This is a genomic window from Mycobacterium sp. URHB0021, assembly GCF_054057895.1.
Genome location: NZ_JBSRZT010000002.1, coordinates 3,362,616 through 3,380,406 on the forward strand (window position 1 = coordinate 3,362,616; position 17,791 = coordinate 3,380,406).

At 61.2% G+C, this 17,791-nt stretch carries 12 protein-coding genes and 5 pseudogenes; 6 read left to right on the forward strand and 11 right to left on the reverse strand.

Going from position 1 to position 17,791, the window contains the following annotated elements; all coding sequences use genetic code 11:
• Window positions 1-32: 32 nt before the first annotated feature.
• The 4 genes and pseudogenes from ACVWWN_RS18800 to ACVWWN_RS18815 form a co-directional block, all read right to left on the reverse strand.
• A complete protein-coding gene (locus ACVWWN_RS18800) occupies window positions 33-557 on the reverse strand; it encodes a hypothetical protein (protein WP_457145206.1) in 525 nt (174 codons plus the stop codon).
• 546 nt (window positions 558-1,103) lie between these two features.
• Window positions 1,104-1,500 (reverse strand): annotated as a pseudogene (locus ACVWWN_RS18805) (PIN domain-containing protein).
• 3 nt (window positions 1,501-1,503) lie between these two features.
• Window positions 1,504-1,730: pseudogene (locus ACVWWN_RS18810) on the reverse strand (prevent-host-death family protein).
• Window positions 1,731-2,118: 388 nt separating this feature from the next.
• A complete protein-coding gene (locus tag ACVWWN_RS18815; RefSeq protein WP_457145207.1) occupies window positions 2,119-3,204 on the reverse strand; it encodes a hypothetical protein in 1,086 nt (361 codons plus the stop codon).
• A 1,128-nt stretch (window positions 3,205-4,332) separates the two neighbouring features.
• On the opposite strand from ACVWWN_RS18815, the gene ACVWWN_RS18820 reads away from it, so the two are divergent.
• The 4 genes and pseudogenes from ACVWWN_RS18820 (at window position 4,333) to ACVWWN_RS18835 (ending at window position 8,181) form a co-directional block, all read left to right on the forward strand.
• The gene (locus ACVWWN_RS18820) at window positions 4,333-5,709 is read left to right on the forward strand and encodes an FAD-dependent oxidoreductase (RefSeq protein WP_457145208.1); all 1,377 of its coding nucleotides are present in this window, start codon (window positions 4,333-4,335) and stop codon (window positions 5,707-5,709) included.
• Between the two features lie 1,130 nt (window positions 5,710-6,839).
• A pseudogene (locus ACVWWN_RS18825) lies at window positions 6,840-6,950 on the forward strand (NAD(P)-binding protein); the annotation flags it as partial.
• Between the two features lie 7 nt (window positions 6,951-6,957).
• Window positions 6,958-7,182 (forward strand): GMC oxidoreductase, encoded by a 225-nt coding sequence (locus ACVWWN_RS18830; RefSeq protein ID WP_457145209.1) that lies wholly within the window; start codon window positions 6,958-6,960, stop codon window positions 7,180-7,182.
• A gap of 393 nt (window positions 7,183-7,575) precedes the next feature.
• Complete coding sequence (locus tag ACVWWN_RS18835; RefSeq protein WP_457145210.1) at window positions 7,576-8,181, forward strand: GNAT family N-acetyltransferase; 606 nt, start codon at window positions 7,576-7,578, stop codon at window positions 8,179-8,181.
• Window positions 8,182-8,990: 809 nt separating this feature from the next.
• Here ACVWWN_RS18835 and ACVWWN_RS18840 read toward each other — a convergent pair.
• On the reverse strand, window positions 8,991-9,257 hold the full coding sequence (locus ACVWWN_RS18840) for an FAD-binding oxidoreductase (RefSeq protein WP_457145211.1): 267 nt from the start codon (window positions 9,255-9,257) through the stop codon (window positions 8,991-8,993).
• A gap of 95 nt (window positions 9,258-9,352) precedes the next feature.
• Window positions 9,353-10,159, reverse strand: a complete 807-nt coding sequence (locus tag ACVWWN_RS18845; protein ID WP_457145212.1) for a class I SAM-dependent methyltransferase — start codon at window positions 10,157-10,159, stop codon at window positions 9,353-9,355.
• A 721-nt stretch (window positions 10,160-10,880) separates the two neighbouring features.
• On the opposite strand from ACVWWN_RS18845, the pseudogene ACVWWN_RS18850 reads away from it, so the two are divergent.
• A pseudogene (locus ACVWWN_RS18850) lies at window positions 10,881-11,854 on the forward strand (IS256 family transposase); the annotation flags it as partial.
• Here the strand turns inward: ACVWWN_RS18850 and ACVWWN_RS18855 are convergent.
• The 3 genes from ACVWWN_RS18855 to ACVWWN_RS18865 form a co-directional block, all read right to left on the reverse strand.
• Window positions 11,796-12,557 carry a DUF4062 domain-containing protein gene (locus ACVWWN_RS18855; protein ID WP_457145213.1) on the reverse strand — a complete coding sequence of 254 codons (762 nt, stop codon included), beginning with the start codon at window positions 12,555-12,557 and terminating at the stop codon, window positions 11,796-11,798. The pseudogene ACVWWN_RS18850 and the gene ACVWWN_RS18855 overlap by 59 nt on opposite strands.
• Window positions 12,558-12,971: 414 nt before the next feature.
• The gene (locus ACVWWN_RS18860; protein ID WP_457145214.1) at window positions 12,972-13,433 is read right to left on the reverse strand and encodes a hypothetical protein; all 462 of its coding nucleotides are present in this window, start codon (window positions 13,431-13,433) and stop codon (window positions 12,972-12,974) included.
• 488 nt (window positions 13,434-13,921) lie between these two features.
• Complete coding sequence (locus ACVWWN_RS18865; RefSeq protein ID WP_457145215.1) at window positions 13,922-14,116, reverse strand: hypothetical protein; 195 nt, start codon at window positions 14,114-14,116, stop codon at window positions 13,922-13,924.
• A gap of 419 nt (window positions 14,117-14,535) precedes the next feature.
• Between ACVWWN_RS18865 and ACVWWN_RS18870 the strand changes: the two genes are divergently transcribed.
• On the forward strand, window positions 14,536-14,766 hold the full coding sequence (locus tag ACVWWN_RS18870; RefSeq protein WP_457145216.1) for a hypothetical protein: 231 nt from the start codon (window positions 14,536-14,538) through the stop codon (window positions 14,764-14,766).
• A 567-nt stretch (window positions 14,767-15,333) separates the two neighbouring features.
• On the opposite strand, the pseudogene ACVWWN_RS18875 reads toward ACVWWN_RS18870, so the two are convergent.
• Together ACVWWN_RS18875 and ACVWWN_RS18880 are read right to left on the reverse strand one after the other, a co-directional pair.
• Window positions 15,334-16,460: pseudogene (locus tag ACVWWN_RS18875) on the reverse strand (IS3 family transposase); the annotation flags it as partial.
• An 80-nt stretch (window positions 16,461-16,540) separates the two neighbouring features.
• Complete coding sequence (locus ACVWWN_RS18880; protein WP_457145217.1) at window positions 16,541-17,602, reverse strand: cytochrome P450 family protein; 1,062 nt, start codon at window positions 17,600-17,602, stop codon at window positions 16,541-16,543.
• Window positions 17,603-17,791 lie beyond the last annotated feature (189 nt).

A 17,791-nucleotide genomic window follows, 5' to 3' on the forward strand; every position in this document is an offset into this window, starting at 1 on the left:
TCCGGATACGCCGATGTGTAAGTCCGCCTTCGCTATCCGCGGTTTGCTTCGAGCCACGACGAGAAGGCGGCGCCGGCCAACTCGTTGTCCTTCAGCTCAAGTTCACGTGGCCGCTCTTTGACATCCTCGAAGAGATGGGCATTGATCCTTCCTGGCGCGGACTCTGACTTGCCGGGTGGTTGAGGCGCCGGCGCCGTCCACAGTTCGTCTCGTGGAAAGCGATCTATGAGGGAGATCATCTGTTGCGGGGATATCTCGATCGGCTGCCCTTGGACGAAGTTCCACTTTAGGAGGGCCGCATCCGCCGACTCTTTGCAGATCCGCTTGGTGTGGACGAAATCGTTTATGAGCCGGATGTCGCCAAAGTAGTCCACCAGTATGTCGCTGCGGCGAATCTTGTCGTCGAGCTGTGCGTCCCAGAAATCGGCTAGCCTGCTGCGGAACTGCTCTTCCCAAATCGCGAAGATGTAGGTGAACCATTCGGCATAGATGACGGCCAGTATCTCGGGGTGATGCTCCACATTCCCTTGACTGGCCCCGGCGACAAAGGACGTCATGCCGGCGTCGCACGCAGACACCACATGTTGCATGTGCACGCGCCCCGGCCCGGGTTGGTCTACGAAACTCAGCGTCCTAACCGCGAGGTAGTGGCCAAAGCCGTCGCGGTGATCCGCCGAGGAGTCAACCGCTGTGGGGGCATCTCCTCGTCGAGCACGTCAGCCTGGCTCCACGCGTAGGCTGACTCGGTTCCGGGGACGCGCGGCCGGCAGTGGTCACTGAGCCGTTGACCCGGATCCCGAAGAAGCCACCAGTCCGGCCCTTGCAATGACCGCCAGGCACCCAGTTGGCTCGGGTCATCCGTAAACCGCGCCGAGTTTGAGGCGCAACACCCTTGGTCGAAGCGGGCTGCGGCCTGATGGCTGGGATACCTACAGCTCCCAAGTTCACCCTAACCAGATTGGCCGATGTGCGGCCCGAATGGGTTTCGTGGCTATGGCCTGGGTGGCTGCCGGTGGGCAAGCTTGTCACGCTGGACGGAGATTGAGCACCGAGCCGCGACACCGTCACGGTAAGTCGGCGGTCGGCCTCTGAGAGTGCAGATGTCATGCCTTGCTGCCGGGTGCGGTTACCGTAATCCCCAGTTGCCGGGCTGCCTCCCAGGCGGCTGTCGTAGGTAACCAGTGCGGTGAATGGTGCAGTGGCTGAGGCAGTTTGAGCGGTGGCCAGATGGATGGCGTCCAGTGATCGCAGTCCGGGGCCAGGGTAGGCGGTGGCAGTGGCGCGAATGACTGGTCAATCTCAAGCGGTCTAGCCTCGCTAGCACCACGGTACCGCCCACTAGGGCGTCTGGGTCGACGGCGCGGATAGCTCTTCGGCGCTCTACCTCGGCCAAAATTGATGTGATCCGACGGACTCGATGTTTTCATCGAGCCAGTCGCCAGCGGGTCGGACTCAGCTTCGATCCGGATGAGCTTGACCAGCGCCGGTATCAAGGTAGATCGCCTAGTACCTCTCGTCTGCTCTCATACGCTGTATTAGGGTGCCAGCGTCAATGTCTCCACGCATAGCGACCGTGGGCCGAGGGGCCCGACCATGCACTGTCGCGGGTTACACCCTCCCAGTGCTGTCAGCTCGACAAGAGGCCCGGCGGAAGCGGGGACTATCCGCGCAATCACTTCACCGCGCTCCGTCAAGGTGATCTCTTCGCCACGTTTGACGCGTCCACACAATCCGAAACCGCAATTGAGTGTTCCCCAGTAGACCGTGGACCTTCCGACGCCTTAAGCATGATCCCGGTGCCGCGCAGGTTATCAGGAGACCACGGGACCATGTGCGACGTGCTGTCCCAACCGCGTGTCCTTAGCGGCGTGCGGATCGCACCGCCGCATTGCCGCACAGGGTGAGCGATTCGCAGGGGTGAGTTTTGTTGAAGCGCGGTTCATTGAGGATGCCGCCCACGGCAGGCCCGCCTACAGTTAGCTCACGCGCACGCAGTTTTCACGGCCAGCTTGACGGTCTGAACGAGACGCTGGGCGAGATGTGTGTCTGGCGGGTGCTGTGATGCAACGAGCGATCAGACAGGTATCCCTGATTTGTGGGTGCTGATGAATCCAAAGGTCAGGCGACGTGCCTGTGTGTCTTGGTGCCAGTCTTCTTGGCGGTCCGGCGGTCACCGGATTGCCCAGTAGCGCCGATGTGGTGTGCAGCCACGCTGCGCTTGGTGATGTCGTGCTTGGTAGTTGCGACGTTGCCCGGTTTGGTGGTGTCGTGCTTGGTGGTTGCGACGTTGCCGGGTTTGGTGGTGTCGTGCTTGGTGGCTGAAGAGACGTGGCCGGGTTTGGTGGCCGAGGTCCCGGCAGATTCTGTGTCGGACGCCTGACCGGTCTGGGCGCCGCCCTGACTGGCATTGGCGAGGTGCACGATGGAAGTCTTCGGTTTGATGTCCCCAGTCGTAACGGTTGCCGGAGCGCTTGTGGGGCCGTTGGACGTGCCGCCCTTCACGAGGCCCACCGCGGATGCCGTGGCGGCACCGTTTGTAAGTCCTGCCGCAAAGATGCCACCAATCGCACGTGCGATCAGACCGACCGCGACGCTCTCCACAGTGCCGAATTCACGAACCGCATCGGCAATCCGTGCTGGGTTAAACGTGAGTACAGACCCGAGCACATTCGCAGCGTTCTCGACCGTAACGATCGCGAGAAACGCTACAGCGCTGAAGATATCGCCTCCGATATCGGGAAGGCCGCCTGAGACATTGGCCATGGCCGACGGAGTCTCGGCGTTGATCAACGCCCTCGATTCGCTCGAATCTTCGGATTTGGGGCCCGCCAAGAAGACGGTGGCGTCATGTTGCTGGTTGGCTGGGTCACCGCGGTGCGCCGAACTGTCCTGCAGCACCTTCAGGGTAGCGCCGGGCGGGGTACTGCTGGAGGGCTGCATCGGGGTGTAGTCGGCAGTAGATCGCACGACGGACGCCTTGGCGGAGACGATTTCCTCGACCGCTTCGGCTAGCACATGGACGATGGCGGCGCTGGCTGCGTGTCGCGGCACGAAGGCGGATTCCAGTGCGGTCATGTGGACGGCGAGGTGGTGCGCGATGGGCAGTTGACCCTGAGGAGGCGGTGTGATCGCCGTTGCGACTATCGCGCCGGCTGCCACGAACAAAAGCCCAGTGGTGGGGTAAGGCCGTTTGGAAATTTGCATGCTCTTCTCCTAGTCGAGGATTGGGATCGGACATCATGTGTGATGGACACCGGCTATCTGAAAGAAAGATGAGCGCGATCCTGGTCGGAGGACATTTCATGCGGCTCCGACACCAGGATCAACGGCCCACCGCATCTGGGGAGATCTCTGGTGTTCCATTAGGCGGAACCAACGTTGGGGTGGCCGAACGCAAAATCGGTCTGCATGAGAAGATCAACGCCCAACTACGCAGCACGTCGATTGCGGACGCGCACAGCGAGCTCGCCCAAGAGACCGACACTTGCCAAGCCCCGGTCTCAAACCGCTCAACGCCGCTGCGAGGTTAATGGTCAAAGGATTTCGGAAACTAAGCGGCTGTCAAAGCGGTTCGAGCACTACAGTTTCCGTAGGCACAGTAACGGCCGCCGTCAGCGCCTCAATAACGACTTCGGGCACGGGGCGAAAGAGTCCCCCGGCGCCGTTGTGATCGCGGAGCAACGGCTGTAATGCGACCGCTCTGTCAACAAACTCGTGACGCGTGGTTAATACGCTTCGCGTCAACGGTGTATCGCATAGGTCATCCCCCAATCGTCGCTTCTCTGAAGCCTCCACCTGGCCACCACGTCAGTGTTCGGCAGGTGATCATCGTCATCTATTCCTTCAAGTATGGGCAGCGGCTGCGGGGTCAGCTACCGCCAATCCTGCTACTGGCATCAACCTTGCTGGGTCCGGGTGCAAAGCATCACGTGCCACCCAGCGGGACAAGCCGAGGCGCTGACGGGGTAACGCATGGCAACTTCAACCACGTGAAAACTCGGCGGGCCCTGGACCCTAATTTCAAAGGTGATTGACGCTCGCGGCCGCGTACCTTGCAATCGCTGGCAGGGAATGCATTACAGGAGGAAGTCAGTGGCATCAGAGTGGTCACTACGGCATTACGCCACCAAATCAAAAACGAACACGTGGGCGAAAAGTGTGCCACGCCGCCGCGCAACCACCTTGAAATCAACTGTGCGCTGCTCATGCTCGCCGCCGAATCCGCGACGCGTTTCCACGATCTATGGCGCCATAGAGCTGAATAGGCAATGACCGCACACGAGAACCCAAGCTAACAGCACTGTGTCGCAATGATCACAAAGGAAGAGGACTATGAAGCATCTTGGCGAGCGCGCCATTGTGGTGGGCGCAAGCATCGCAGGGCTACTGGCCGCGCGGGTTTTGGCCGACTTCTATGACACGGTCATACTCGTAGAACGGGATCGGTTTGCCGATGCACCGCAGAATCGGCGTGGAGTTCCGCAGGGACGACACAGTCATGTCCTCATGCGGCGGGGTTCGTTGGCGATGTCGGAACTGTTTCCCGGGCTGCTCGAAGAACTGGTGGCCAGCGGTGCGCCAGTGTGGGAGGACGGGGATCTGACCAAGTTGGATTTCTCCGTCGCTGGGCATCGACTCGCGCGGCATGGTCGATTCACGGACCTGCACTCAACACTCATCTACAGTGCGACTCGGCCGTTCGTGGAATTTCACCTTCGCCGACATGTGTTGAGACTGAGTAATGTTCAGCCCTACCAAGGGTACGACTTCATCGACGTGCTCGTCGAGGATGACCGTATCTGCGGTATCCGCGCACACGACCAGGACAACGGTGAAGAAGCGCTCCTCTCAGCCGACCTGGTCGTCGACGCCTCGGGCCGCGGGTCGCGCATGCCAGTGCTACTGGAGAGCCGAGGCTATCCACGCCCCATCGAGGATAAGCTAGTGGTCCGAATTAATTACAGCAGTCAACTGTTCCGGTTGTCCCCCATAAGGCCGCCGGAAATCGCCATAAATGCTTTCGACACGCTTACCTCAACTGGAAAAGGATTGGGGTGGTTCGCCTGCGAGAACGACACGTCGATGCTGACGCTGGTGGGGATCGGCGCGTATGAACCGCCGTCAGATATAAGTCAGATGCTTGATGTCGTCGATGAACTGGCTCCGCCACATGTGGCGGAATCGCTTCGGCGCGCTGAGCCAATTGGTCAATCTGCACGGTTTCATACTGCTTCGAGCTGCTGGCGCCGCTACGACAAGCTGCGCGGATTGCCGAAGGGCCTTGTCGTTACTGGTGACGCATATTGCAATTTCAATCCCGTCTATGGCCAGGGGATGACAATCGCGACATTGGACGCCTTGGCTCTTCGTGAAGCGTTGGCGTCGGGCGAAAAGGATGTGGCACGTCGCTTCTTCGCCGGCGCTGCCAAAGCCACACGGGTCGCATGGAATATGGCGGTGAGCTCCGACCTCACATTGCCCGGAGTCTCTGGTAAGCCGACCCTTGCCATGCGTTGGTCAAACTGGTACACAGACCGCGTCTTGCGGTGCGCAGAGTCGAATCCCGCTGTTGCCGAGCAGTTCTGGAAGGTTATGAACCTGGTGGCGCCACGGAGCGAGCTGCTACACCCCGCGGTACTCATGCCGGTCGCCGCGGCACTCGTGCATCCTCGTCGGCGCCTTCAACATCATCAACAGAAGTTGGCATAACCGCCCCTGTCACGAGCCGGTAGTAGGCGGCGACGCATGCCGTTCAGCAGCCAAACACTGACGGGAGCGCTGTGTCGGACGAAAATTCCCTCATGCGGCGCCTTGTTGTTCACTCGCCCCTTGGAGACTTGCCTGCTGTCGCTGATATTGTTGGGTACCGTCTCTCGCACTTTCGCATCGACGACAAAATGCCGAGTGTCGATGGTCAGTAATGTGAGGTATGCCGTAGACCCAAGCCCGCTTGGGTTGTGAGACAGCGGATCGACACTTGCGCGGAGCCTACTGCCATTGACGGAAATCGGTGTAGCGATGGACTAGTCACCAGCGGCCTGCGCCAAAAACGAACTATCGGTGGCCCTCTGTTTCCACCAGATTGCCATTCCGCGATTTTAACTCGAACACGGGACAAGTGCACGAGCGGTCACTCTCCGGCCGCATCATCGGATGCTGCATGGACTCGCGCGTGAAAATCGGTTGGTGGCGACCGCTGCATAGCTGCGGTGGCGCCGTGGCGAGAACGGCGGCTGAATTCTGCGCTCCGATGGTAGATCTCGGTTCAGATCAGGAAGCTTCGTGCGCAGTATGGGCCGCTGCGAAATGGCTGGATCGAGGGGTTGCGTCCGTGCCGCCGAGCGACAATGCGACCAAGGAGAGCTTGTTCAGCTGTAGAAGAACGTGCTCGACCACCGCGAGTGGGCCACCCAGGAGAAACGGAGGATCGCCAATTGTCTTGGGTCGAACGGACCTATTAGCGCTGTCGACGCCAGACCGGCTTCGGGAGGTTGACCCGGCTGATTCGAAGCAATCACGACCACACCGTCCAGTCAGCCCGCGTGACCAAACTGTCACTTGATCGTGCCGCAGACAGACCCAATGACGGCGGCAACTTGCACCGCAACTGCATCGTCGGGACCAACCCTAGATGGATGTAGGCCGATCTGGCGCGATCGGCCGACTGTTCCACCACGCGGCACACACAGTTGAACAGCATAGCGCCGTCGTCGTTGTGTAGTTCATGCAACTCATCGATGTGATGTCATGTCGCCAGAGGTCACTGGGCGCAACTGTCCGATCGCTAGCGGTGGCCTTTCGGCACGTGCTATCTGTAGGAAGAGCTAGAAGCAGCTCTCATGCAAGCCAGCTACGACTATGTCGTTATCGGCGGCGGTACCACGGGATCGGTTCTGGCGGCCCGACTTTCAGAAGCCAACGTTCGCGTTCTGCTCCTTGAAGCGGGTCCGCGACTACATGCGCCGATCCTCGGGAACGTCATTCCACCCCGCGGGAACCTGTCGGATAGGCAGTGATTCACTCGGCGTCGTCAACGCCGAGCTATGCGTGCACGGCGTCGCAGGACTCCGGGTCGCTGACGCCTCGATCATGCCCGACATCGTCAGCGCCAATCTGAACGCCACGGTAGTGGCAATCGCCGAACGCACCGCAGAGCGAATGAAAGCCGATACGGCATCGTGACTGATCGGACGGCAGGCCGGTAACCATTCCAAGACGAGCCAGTGGCGAGTGGGGAGCTACTCACCGCCGATCACCTGCATTGATTGACGCCGTCGCCGACGACTCGACGAGACGCCGGCCCTCGGAGTCGCGACCGGTGAAAGGGAGGCGCCCTGCATCGCCTACAGCCATGTCCGGCCCGTAGCACCGGATCTGCGAAGTTGGGTGGTGACGCGCGCAAGGGACTACTAAACGACCGTGTTCGACCGAGCAGCGGCGAGGAAGGCGACGAGGAATGAGGCGGCTGGTGCGGGCACGCATCATCACGGTGTGTCGTTAACGCAGTGCTCGTGTCACCAGCCTTGGTGGCATCAGTCTCACAGTGTCTCAAGCAGTTAAGAGGAAAGGAATGCAATGACCATTGCGGTTTGCACCGGGCGACGATCTGATGTGCCGGACCTGTCCGGGGTGTTGGGCCGGGCGTTCTACGACGATCCGGTGATGAGTTGGTTGTTGCCAAGCAACGAATCTCGCCCCCGCAGTCTTCGGCTGGTGTTCGCTACCTTGACCCTCCATCACTACCTGGCCGGCGACGGTGTGCAGGTCGCGATGGACGGCTCGGTGATCGGAGCCGCCACGCTCTGGTCACCTCCAGGTCGGTGGAGAGAGCCTCGACGTGAACAATTGCGGATGCTGCCGGGCATGTTGTTGGCGCTTGGCAGACGTAGCCTCTACATCCAGAACATGTTGGAGCGGGTCGCAAAGCATCATCCCGAGGAGCCGCACTGGTATCTAGGATTTATCGGTAGTGATCCATCTGTGCGAGGTGCAGGGTTTGGCCGCGAACTGATGCGCTCGGGACTCATGCGGTGCGACGCTGAGCACGCACCGACATACCTCGAGTGCACCAATCCAGTGAACGTGGCGTACTACCAGAGGTTCGGATTCGAGGTCATCGGCGAAGTGACCCTACCTCCCGGCAGCCCGGTGATATCTCAAATGTGGCGAAAGGCTCGGTAACAGAAAAGGTTTTACTCGACTTTCAACCAATGCGCGGCACCGACGACGCGTCTTCCTCGGGACCTCCGTCACCTCATGACTGACGTCGCCCTGTCCGACCATTTTGACGGCGATGCCCGCGAAGCGGTCTTGGCGGTGCCTGGCAGACGCCGCGAGCATCATGGGTTCTCGGTGAGTAAGCAGTCTCCTCCCTGTCGCTTCCAACTGAATGCTGAGTAGCCTGCTTCGGAAGTACCAGCTGACCTTCGACTGGAACCGACTTTTCCTCTCGGGGGTCCGCGCCTTTGGGACCAACTCACCGCGGCGCCAGAGGGTTTGGTTGTATCTCGCTCAATCAGTTCATTTAGGCGCGTCTACGCAGATCCGGACACATGAGCCCGCGGTAGTGGTAGTGCGGCGGTATCGGGCGCTGAGCGAGATACCTCGTTGGCAGATCCCAGGGCGCTGCAGTGGGCGATGGTGGCGGCTTCCGCGACGATGAGCCGGAAGGTCGGGTTGTTCGGTGCCTGGCCTGTGAGCGCAAGTAGCTCGCGTCATACGGCCACCCATGAAGGGAGCTTCGCACCCTTTGGCGGACTTCGCCGTGACGGGGCGATATGCGCGCCGTGCCGGCGTGCCGCGGCGGCATACCCCATGACTACGGCTTCAGGGGTAGCGTCGCCGTCCTGTGGAGACCAGCAGGCGCCCACCATGTCGTCGATGCGGATCAGCGGTGAATGCGTTGACCTTCAGAGGTATTCGCCATGACGCTTCGTAGGCCGTGCCGGTGATGCAGGGCGACGCGTTCGGTGAACGTTTGCAGGCTGCTCTCATCGGACAGCACGTACAAGTAGCCCTCGCGACGGAAATCGATGTCCTGGCCGTAGAGTTCTCGTCGAACTTCGCGTAAACCTCCAGTCCGCGCATGCCGGGGGCAATGTTGGCGGGATGGCCGAGACTGGCGCGTACACCGCCAGCGGCTTTGCAGGTCGATCCGCTGGACAGCTCGTGGCGTTCACGAGGACAACCTCGCGCACACCGGCGGCGGCGAGGTGATAGGCGATGCTAGCCCCGATCACACCGCCACCAAAGATCACAACGGCCGCTCATGCGGGACCACTTCTCGGCATGTGCCGTCTCTCCTTTCGATGCCCTGCTGGAAGCGAGTATCGCGGTGTTGTCGATGGTCAGATTAGATGCGGCAGGCGATTGCAGCCATCCCGACGAGTGCCTGCGCACCAGTCAGCCGCATTGGCGTGAAGATCCGCATGCTTTGATCGGCGAAGCGGGCAGCGGTTGCGTCGGCGTCGGCGTCGGCTTCAGACAACGCACCAGCCTGGGCGGCGGTATCCGGGATGCTCTCAAACGAGAGCTTGAAAAAGTCGAAACCCGGAGGCCCAGCGTCGACGATCCGGGCGCGGCCCTCTCCTCGAATATCGGTGAAGCCGGCATCGGCAAGGTCGGACAGCAGTGTGCGCACGTAACTTACGTCGAAGCCGGCCTGTTCCATGAATCCGACGATCGCGCGCACACTCGCCTCAAGGTATGACTGATCACTGAGACTCAAGCATGTGAGTTTGTAATCCTCGATGACGATCCAGCCCCCCGGACGGAGCGTCGACGCGAGCCGGTCGAGGATGGCTCTGCGATCACCGAGGTGCTCGAGTCCCAGCCGCGCATGAACTAGGTCCAACTCACCCGCAGGCAGTTGATCGGTAACGATATTCAGGCAGCTAACATTAACGTCTGCCGAGAGGTGGTGTGTGACGAACCGGGTGTCGATGTCAGCAGCGGTCACCGCCGCGCCCCGCCCGACCATCCACTCGATTAACGAACCGCCTCCGGCGCCGACTTCTAGGCACCGCCACCCCGCTTTGAGCCCAACCTCCTCGAGCAGCGTCCGACTGCCCGGATCCCATAGCGCTCTAATGCCGTCGAGCTGAGCCCGCTCGTCCGCGAAATCACCAAGGTACAAATAATCGCGTCGTCGTCCTGTCAAATCCTTCTCCGAACCGGTAACTGACTCTGTTAGAAGTCAGGGTTGAGCTGCAGTCCGCTGCGACAGCTGTTTTTACGGACCAGTTTGCCGATGATCCGCCGGCAGCGGCCAAGCGGTATGCGTTGCCATGCGGTATGCGTTGCCATGCGGTCAACTGGCGCCGTCGCTGCGCGGGTTACTGCCCTCAACTAAAGGCAGTCAAGGTAGCCCGTTCAAGGGGGTGTGTCACACAGCGGGACAACTGATCCTTCGTGGATAGCCGGCTCACGAGATGATTGGTCACGCTGTGCCGCAGGCCAATCGAACACTGTCGCGGACGCGGTAGCGGTACACCGCCCGGGTGCTTTCAGCCAGCGGCGTGATAACAACGCTGTTACCCTCATAAACATTGGGCGCGGTCGTCGATTCCGGTGCGATGTTCGACCTTCCCCGACTGCAGGTACCGCTCTGCGTAATAGACTGCGTCGTGGCGAGCGGATGCAACCCATAGGAAATGTTCTTCACCGACATCAAAAGGCCGGCGACGCGTCCCGACATGTATTCGCTTGGGCGCGAGGCTACTCAATGCCGGAGTGATCAGCTGGAGCAATGATCAGAACTTGTGGATGAGCCTTGGTGTGGTGGCGTGAGTGTGGGCGCACCTTCCCGAGGATGATCTGTAGTCCATTTCGTTTCTGATCAAGAGCCGGCGTTGGAGCGCTGAATTCTGGAAGGTACGCCCTTGATTACGGTAGTTCACGACACGGAGTCAGCCAACGAGGGTGCTGGCCGTCGGTCGGTGTTGGATAAGATTGTCTGCGACGGTGCCCGGCAGATGTTGGCCGCGGCGCTAAAGGCTGAGGTGACCGTCTACATCGATTCCCACGCCGGCGAGGTGGATGAGAACGGTCATCGGCTGGTGGTCCGCAACGGTTATCACCATCAGCGAGAGGTGCTCACTGCCGCGGGCGCGGTGGCGGTTCGCGCGCGGCGTGTCAACGACAAACGTGTCGATCCCGATGCTGGTGAGCGGCAACGGTTTTCCTCGGCTATCTTGCCGGCTTGGGCACGTAAGTCCCCACAGATGAGTGAGGTGTTGCCGCTGTACCTGCATGGCTTGTCGACCCGTGACTTCGGGCCCGTGTTGGAGCAGTTCCTGGGATCCGGCGCTGGTCTGTCGGCCACGACGATCACCCGGCTCACCGCGCAGTGGCAAGACGAGGCCAAGGCCTTCTCGGGCAACGCGACCTGTCGGGTACCGACTACGTGTACCTGTGGATTGACGGCATCCACCTCAAGGTCCGCCTCGAGCAGGAGAAGCTCTGCTTGCTGGTGATGCTCGGGGTGCGTGCCGATGGCCGCAAGGAGCTCGTCGCGATCACCGACGGGTATCGGGAATCTGCTGAGTCGTGGGCTGACCTTTTGCGGGATTGCCGCCGCCGCGGGATGACCGCCCCGGTCCTGGCCGTCGGCGACGGGGCACTCGGCTTCTGGAAAGCCGTACGCGAGGTGTTCCCGGTGACCCGTGAGCAGCGCTGCTGGTTTCACAAAAAAGCTAATGTCCTTGCCGGGCTGCCTAAGTCGGCGCATCCTGGGGCGTTGGCCGCGATCAGGGACATCTACACCGCCGAGGACATCGAGAAGGCCCAGCTGGCCATCAAAGCCTTCGAGGTCGATTATGGCGCCAAGTACCCCAAAGTGTGCGGGTCGACAGTTCGGCAAACTGCACGATCCGGGCCAAGCTCGGAGAGGCGAACGGCAATGTGCCGCCACGCTGTTGGCGCAGTTGGACCAAACTTGTGTGCACCGCTCCGCTGCGGACGTCAGCTGTGATCGCGATTGTGCCTCCGTCGTCGACGATGTCCGTCGCCCGAAATACCGCACGGCCAACGCGAACCCACGGCGCAAGATCCTCGGACGCGAGAGCTTCCAGGCGCCGCTGAACCCGGTGCCGGAGGTCAGCGGGATCGGTCCACGGACTGGTCGTGTACAGATTGCGTGCGCCTTGGATGAGATCGCGTTGCGCCCAGTCCATCTCGCCTGAAGCCTCGCCGTGCACGAACAAGCATAGCCGCAGCCCATTGCGCTCCGCCTCCAAGTATTCAGCGTGGGTGGCGGAGTAACCATCCGACATCCGCACCCCGTAACGAGTACCCCACATGCCGACGTAGATGTCCGAACTCCGCACCCCTGCGAGGTACGCCTGCTCCGCGGAGATGTCCTGCGCTCCAAGATCCTCAAACATCACCGGGGTCGCACCGACTGCCTCGATTGCTGCACGCACTGCCGAGCGCTCAGCTGGCATGTCGGTGATCAGACTGGACACAAAGACGCGGCGACCGCTAGCCCACCTGCGCACGTCCGGTTCGGCTGCGGCCAGCGACGCCGACCGCTGATCGATGAGCAACGAAGAATTCACAGCATCCAGTGCACCACATCGACCCGACAAAGTGCCGCCGGCCAAACTAGTGCTCAATTTGTGACCTGAATACGAGCGCGGAATGCCCGACAAGGGCTTACGGCCACTCCGAGCGAAGTTGAAGGCCGAAGCGTCAATGCCGGCGCGCTTCCTCGCGCCGACGAGGCCGCCGGTACGTCGAATCGCGACAGTGATCCCGATCCACGACCGATAGGCGCAAATCAGTCACGCGTGATTGCGGCCAGCCGCCTTATCCCGACCGGTGCCGCTAACCGATTCGACACGTTTGGACGGGCAGTACTCACCGCCGCAACTGTTAGCCACGTCATCTCGGCGTGACGTCGAAGAGCGTTACGGTCGACGTCGCCCACTGTCGGGACGGCGGCCCTCCCTAATCGCGCCAATGGCTAGTATTCAGGTGCTCCCACCGGCGATCAAAATCAGCACGCGATCGATGAAGTCTTCGATTCGGCTCAACAAATCGGCTGACGCTGCGCCCGGAGCGGAACTGAATTTGATGTCACCGTCGATCGTCAGAACCCGACCATACGTGCTCGAATTCTCCCACCGGTTGTACTCCATGGGCACCTCAAGATGGACATCGCGAAGGGCATCGAGTCGAATCACCCGACCGTCGATCTGCGCGTCCTCATCACTCATTCCGCGGCAGGACAGCACGCCAAGGCTTCGTCCGCGTAGCCAGAACCCCTGCCGCTCGTCGACGCTCGTCTTTGTACCGAGCACAGCGTCCGCCCCGGTGACAAGGTGTCGTAACACCGTCAGGAATGCGGGGGGCATTGTCTCGCCGTTTGTGTTGGTCCCAAATGTGTCGCGGCGGAATTGCTGCAAGTCTTTGGAGGTATCGGTCTCGGCCATGGCCCGAGGCTATGACGAGCCCCGACAACGGCGGCACAGTAGCCCCCATTCCAGCCCGACCCGTCGTGCGGTCGATGCCGATGCCGATGCGTGGACTATCCCGTCGTCCGTCTAGACAGCAGCTAACGCTGCGCGCCCGATTTGTTTCGTCCATTGGGCCGCGTTAGGAGTCGTAGACGCCGGATGGCCGCGGCGGCACTTCCACGGGACCGGCTTGACCAATGCCACCGTCGGCAGATGTCACTGCGCGACAGAGCCGACTCGATAGGAGTCAAGCGCTGCTCGGGTCGTCTCGCTGTGCGTTGTGCGCGTCGGTAGATCCTGAGGAATGCTCGGCTAGCAATTTTGCGACCCCGGCGGAACGAATGTGACCCTCCGGCAGTTCGGTTCCTGCGAGCCGAGCGGACGCTCTGGTGTTGGTTCGCCCACTTGCCCTAACTGCGGCGGCAGAAACAACGACGGACTTCGTAGGCTTAGCCATGTCTGATTCATCCGCACTCGCCGCACTGCCCGGACTCGATGGCGTCTAGATTGGAGATGAGGGCGGTCACGCTGTCGTAATCCCAGCGCTCGCGGTTGCCCAAGAGCACGCCGTAGCGACGCACCTCGATTCGTCGCTCGGGATGCAAGGAAATGCGTTGGGTGTCCGACCAGACGTAGGCGCCAGATCCCGGCGCGTGCACCCGGAGTGCACCCTCCGGAGGCCGGACGCCTCAGCGCTGCGGTCAGCGTTTAGCCGATGCGCCCACGGTCACTCTCGGTCCCGATCACCCTGCTGGCGCAAGCTGCCTGACGGCCGCTGGTTGCAACACGCCCACTATCGTCGACGTCCTGGTGCCCGTCGCCGGCTTCGGTTCGTGGGCGGCGACCGCGGTGTACGTCGGTACGCTGCAGATCCGCACGCTGAACAAAACGGTGCATCTGCGCCCGTCACCGAGAATGCGGGTCCGATGAGGATCCGGCGCAGACGATGGCTGGCGATCGCCGCAACCGCAATCAGTGCCCTGGTCTGGCTGCACCCCGACATCGGCCACGACACCGCCACCGTTCCCAGACGAGCGCTCAACCCGCCGCCGGCGACATCGCCGGCCTTCTACAGCATGTGCAGGTCGTCGACCAGATCACGCCCGTCGACGGATATGAGCGAGGCTGCGGCAAGGGTGAACGATGCGTGTTCGGCCCGGCGTGGAACGATCCCCGCGATCACTCCGGATGCGATGCGAAAAGCCGCTTGTTGGCAGTCTGGCTGAAGGACGTCACATTCAAACCAGGCACCCGCAACTGCAAGGTGACCGGCGGGGTTCTCGATCCCGACCCTTACACTGACAAATAACCTTTGACAGCAAGACAATTCAAATCGACCACATCGTAACTATAATTTCGACGCAAAATGCGGCAATATCCGCAGGCCAGAGTGTAGATTACATGCCGCTGACAGTGGTTGACGCCGTGCGAGTACCAGTGGTGGTCTGATGGGCCGGGGGAGGATGGTGTGGCTGGGGGCGGCCGTCGCAGTGGCGGTGGCGGTGGCGATCCAAACCGTGATGTCGACGGCTGAACGATCGGCGATGGTCGCGGCCGACCCGAATGTGCCGACGGTGACTGCCGGGGTTGACGTGCTCGCCCGGAGTGTCAGTGGTGCCCGGGCGCATCCGAGGTCACGATTACCGGCGTGGCCCATGATTTCGGCGATATCGGCGTCGATCTCGCGACTGAGTGCTTGGTGCTCGGCCGAGGGGGCTGCCTGGCGAGATTTCGGTGAGGCAAGTGTTGCTTCGTATGCTGAATCGATCGCCACGAGAGTCTCGGTCGGTCGGCGCAGCGCGGAGCGGTAATCGCTGATCCACATATTGCGCATGATGGTCAGCAGCCAGGACTTGCAGTACGAGTTGGGGTCTGCTGCTTCGAATTCGACGGGGGTCAATCGGCCGAGACCGGCTTGTCGGCTGCGGCGGTGGTAGGTGCGTTCGATCCAGGTGACGATGGCGGTGCGTAAATGCTCGCGGGTGTCCCATCGGTGACGGTCCAAGACGTTGTTCTGCAGCAGGCTGAAGAAACTTTCCATGGCCGCGTTGTCGCCGGCCGCCCCATCGCGGCCCATGGACCCGACCAGGTGGTAGCGGCCGAGGGCGTGCACGAATTTTCGGCTCCGAAACTGCGACCCTCGGTCGCTGTGAAGCAGGCAGCCGACGACATCACCGCGTCGAGCGACTGCACTGGCCAACGCCGTGGTGGCTAGCCGGGATTTCATCCGCGAGTCGATGCGGTAGCCCACGATGCGGTTGGAGTACACGTCCTTGATCGCGCACAGGTAGAGCTTGCCTTCGCCGGTGCGGTGTTCGGTGATATCGGACAGCCGCAATCGATTTGGCGCATCGGCAGTGAAGTCGCGGCCGGCCAGATCGTCGTGCACAGGTGGGCCGACCTTCCCCGTTTTTGCCCCGTTTGCGCTTCCTGAACGCACTCCACCAGCCGTTGTCCGAACAGGAGCGGTGCGCTCGGCCATCGGCTGCCCGGCATCGTCGGCCTCGGCGACCAGGAACCGGTAGCCGAACTCCGGGTCGTCGCGGTGGGCATCGAACAAGGCGTTGGCCAGGTGGGCCCCGGCCAGCTCGGCGTCGGTGAAGGGCTGGGCCAGCCAGCGGTAGTAGGGCTGGCGGGCGAGGTTGAGGACCCGGCACGTCACCGCCACGGGGATGCCCTCGGCGGCGAGCTCTTTCACGAGCGGGTACAGCCTTTTCCCGGCAGGTTGGACTGCGACAGATACGCCGCCGCTCGACGCAGGACCTCATTTACCTGCTCCAGCAGCCGGTTTCGGCGACGTAGCTCGCGTAGCTCGGCTGACTCGCCGGTCGTGGTGCCCGGTCTGGCCCCGTCGTCGATGTCGGCTTGACGCATCCACTTGGTCAGCGTCATCGGGTGGACACCGAAATCCGACGCGATCTGCTCGATTGTCACACCGTCGTCCCAGTTGCGAGCGACCCGGACAACGTCGTCACGGAACTCTTTCGGATAGGGCCTTGCCATGGTGACATCCTTCCAGCCCGCCCACCCTGGGCAAGCGATCTCGGTTGTCACCTATTCGTGCGGCAGACCCCTCGAAGCGTTCATCGGCATCGAATGTATAAGGCCTCAAGCCCGTGTATCAGGGTGCTGTCGCGAAAGACAACGGGTCTTGTGTTGTCGAGTTTCATGTGGGGGAACCGCGTCATTAGTCGCTCGAATGCAGTGCTGGCTTCGAGGCGCGCAAGAGATGCGCCAATGCAATAGTGGATGCCGTGTCCGAACGCCAGGTGAGACTGCGGCTTTCGCGCAATGTCGAGCATTGCTGGTAGATCGAAATGTCGTTCGTCGTGGTTGGCCGACAGCAGTGAGATCATGACGAACTCGTTCGGGGGAATTTCTACATCGCCTACGGTGATTGGAACGGTGGTGAACCGCGGTGTCGCGGTGCTTACCGGGCTGCCGAAGCGTAGGAACTCTTCGACCGCTCCAGGGAGGAGTGATGCGTCTGCACGGAGTTCCGCCAGTTGGGCGGGATTGTGCAGCAGTGCCAAGACACCGTTTCCAATCAGATTGACGGTAGTTTCGAAGCCGGCACCGATGATGACGAAGCACGTCGCCATCAACTCTTGTTCCGAGAGCTGGTCACCTTGGTCGGTCGCTTCGATCAGGCGACTGAGCAGGTCGCCGGCGGGCTTCTTTCTCCTATCGGCGATTACCTCTGCGAGCAGACCCGACAAGGTGGCGCGTGCGGTGTCCTTTTCCTGACGGTCGGTTTGGTCTGAAAGGGCCATTACGGAGTCACGGAATAGCTTGTTGTTCGACGTCTGTATACCCACCAATTCGCTGATCACTTGCAGAGGTAGAGGCGTCGCGAACGCCTCCATGAGATCGAATACGCCGCGATCGTCGATCTGCTCGAGCAGATGGTCGGCAATCTCTTCTACCCGACCTCGTAGATTCTCCACAGCACGCGCGGTGAAGGCCTTGACGACCAGTTTGCGAAGTCTGGTGTGGTCTGGCGGGTCGCTCTGCAGCATGTTCGAGTTCATCGATGACTGAAAGGCGCCGTTGTGGTTTGGTGGGAAAAGGGTCTGAATCTTGTCGTTGTCCTTGCTCAGCCGCGGATCAGCGAGGAGGGCTTTGGCTTCCTGGTATCTGGTCACCAACCAGACTGGAACACCGCCCCACATTATGGCCCGGCTCACCGGACCGGCGGCCCGAAGTCGGTCGAGTATGAGGTGGGGCTGTTGCGTAAAACCTATGTCGAGGAAGCTGATTTCGGTGTTGTCTGACATACAATTTGAAACGCACGTCATCTTCCGATCCATCTGTTTTACCGGACGTTTCCAGAA